This is a genomic window from Brevibacillus dissolubilis, from assembly GCF_006170445.1.
GTDB lineage: Bacteria > Bacillota > Bacilli > Brevibacillales > Brevibacillaceae > Brevibacillus_B > Brevibacillus_B dissolubilis.
On record NZ_VCNA01000021.1, the window covers coordinates 1 to 2886 of the forward strand.

Genomic DNA, 2886 nt, shown 5'->3' on the forward strand with positions numbered 1-2886 from the left:
GTGGTTAAGTTAGTAAGGGCACACGGTGGATGCCTTGGCGCTAGGAGCCGATGAAGGACGCAGCGAACTGCGATAAGCCTCGGGGAGCGGTAAGCACGCTTTGATCCGGGGATCTCCGAATGGGGAAACCCACCGTCCGTAATGGGACGGTATCCGTCACTGAATACATAGGTGACGTGAAGGCAGACCCGGTGAACTGAAACATCTAAGTAGCCGGAGGAAGAGAAAACAATAGTGATTCCCTGAGTAGTGGCGAGCGAACGGGGAAGAGCCTAAACCGCAGGGTTTACTCTGCGGGGTTGTGGGGCGTCTCACACGGAGTTACAAAAGACGCGCGTAGGTGAACCGCTTGGGAAGGCGGACCATAGAGCGTGATAGTCGCGTAACCTAAACGCGCGTCTCTCCGAGACCAACCCCGAGTAGTACGGGACACGTGAAATCCCGTATGAATCTGGCAGGACCATCTGCTAAGGCTAAATACTACCTAGCGACCGATAGTGAACCAGTACCGTGAGGGAAAGGTGAAAAGCACCCCGGGAGGGGAGTGAAATAGTACCTGAAACCGTGTGCTTACAAATAGTCGGAGCACAATCAATGTGTGACGGCGTGCCTTTTGTAGAATGAACCGGCGAGTTACGGTAGCGTGCGAGGTTAAGCTGAAAAAGCGGAGCCGCAGCGAAAGCGAGTCTGAATAGGGCGATAGTACGTTGCCGTAGACCCGAAACCGTGTGATCTAGCCATGTCCAGGGTGAAGGTAGGGTAACACCTACTGGAGGCCCGAACCCACGCACGTTGAAAAGTGCGGGGATGAGGTGTGGCTAGCGGTGAAATTCCAATCGAACTCGGAGATAGCTGGTTCTCCCCGAAATAGCTTTAGGGCTAGCCTCGGATTTAGAGTCTTGGAGGTAGAGCACTGATTGGGCTAGGGGCCCTCATCGGGTTACCGAACTCAGTCAAACTCCGAATGCCAAAGACTTATGTCCGGGAGTCAGACGGTGAGTGCTAAGATCCATCGTCAAAAGGGAAACAGCCCAGACCATCAGCTAAGGTCCCCAAGTGTATGTTAAGTGGGAAACGATGTGGAGTTGCCCAGACAACCAGGATGTTGGCTTAGAAGCAGCCACCATTTAAAGAGTGCGTAATAGCTCACTGGTCGAGTGACTCTGCGCGGAAAATGTAACGGGGCTAAACATACCACCGAAGCTATGGCAGTACTTTGTACTGGGTAGGGGAGCGTTCCAAGCAGCAGTGAAGCCGTACCGGAAGGAGCGGTGGAGCGCTTGGAAGTGAGAATGCCGGTGTAAGTAGCGAAAAGACAAGTGAGAATCTTGTCCACCGAAAGCCTAAGGGTTCCTGGGGAAGGCTCGTCCTCCCAGGGTTAGTCGGGACCTAAGCTGAGGCCGAAAGGCGTAGGCGATGGACAACAGGTTGATATTCCTGTACCACCTCTGTTCCGCTTGAGCAATGGCGTGACGCAGGAGGATAGGGTGAGCGGCCTACTGGATGGCCGTCCAAGCAGTAAGCGTGGTGTGTAGGCAAATCCGCACACCTTAAGCGCAAGCTGTGATGGCGAGGGAAATTTAAGTACCGAAGTCCCTGATTTCACACTGCCAAGAAAAGCGTCTAGCGAGGAACAAGGTGCCCGTACCGCAAACCGACACAGGTAGGCGAGGAGAGAATCCTAAGGTGCGCGGGATAACTCTTGCTAAGGAACTCGGCAAAATGGCCCCGTAACTTCGGGAGAAGGGGCGCCCCGGTAGGGTTTATAGCCCGAGGGGGCCGCAGTGAAAAGGCCCAAGCGACTGTTTAGCAAAAACACAGGTCTCTGCGAAGCCGTAAGGCGAAGTATAGGGGCTGACGCCTGCCCGGTGCTGGAAGGTTAAGGGGATGGGTTAGCGCAAGCGAAGCTTTGAACCGAAGCCCCAGTAAACGGCGGCCGTAACTATAACGGTCCTAAGGTAGCGAAATTCCTTGTCGGGTAAGTTCCGACCCGCACGAAAGGCGTAACGACTTGGGCGCTGTCTCGGCAAGAGACCCGGTGAAATCATAATACCTGTGAAGATGCAGGTTACCCGCGACAAGACGGAAAGACCCCATGGAGCTTTACTGTAGCCTGGTATTGGAACTTTGTGCATCATGTACAGGATAGGTGGGAAGCTGAGAAGCGAGGGCGCCAGCCTTCGTGGAGCTGTCGGTGGGATACCACCCTTGATGTACGGAGTTTCTAACTCGCCACCCTTATCGGGTGGGAGGACCATGCCAGGTGGGCAGTTTGACTGGGGCGGTCGCCTCCTAAAAAGTAACGGAGGCGCCCAAAGGTTCCCTCAGAATGGTCGGAAATCATTCGTAGAGTGTAAAGGCACAAGGGAGCTTGACTGCGAGACCTACAAGTCGAGCAGGGACGAAAGTCGGGCTTAGTGATCCGGTGGTTCCGCATGGAAGGGCCATCGCTCAACGGATAAAAGCTACCCTGGGGATAACAGGCTTATCTCCCCCAAGAGTCCACATCGACGGGGAGGTTTGGCACCTCGATGTCGGCTCATCGCATCCTGGGGCTGTAGTAGGTCCCAAGGGTTGGGCTGTTCGCCCATTAAAGCGGTACGCGAGCTGGGTTCAGAACGTCGTGAGACAGTTCGGTCCCTATCTGTCGCGGGCGCAGGAAGTTTGAGAAGAGCTGTCCTTAGTACGAGAGGACCGGGATGGACATACCTCTGGTGCACCAGTTGTTCCGCCAGGAGCACAGCTGGGTAGCTATGTATGGACGGGATAAGCGCTGAAAGCATCTAAGCGTGAAGCCCCCTTCAAGATGAGACTTCCCATAGCGCAAGCTAGTAAGACCCCTCATAGACGATGAGGTTGATAGGCTCGGTGTGGAAGCGCGGTAAC

1 rRNA gene is annotated in these 2886 nt (G+C 54.8%); it reads left to right on the forward strand.

The features are described from left to right. Positions 1-2: 2 nt before the first annotated feature. Positions 3-2886 (forward strand): 23S ribosomal RNA (locus FGI41_RS24495); the annotation flags it as partial.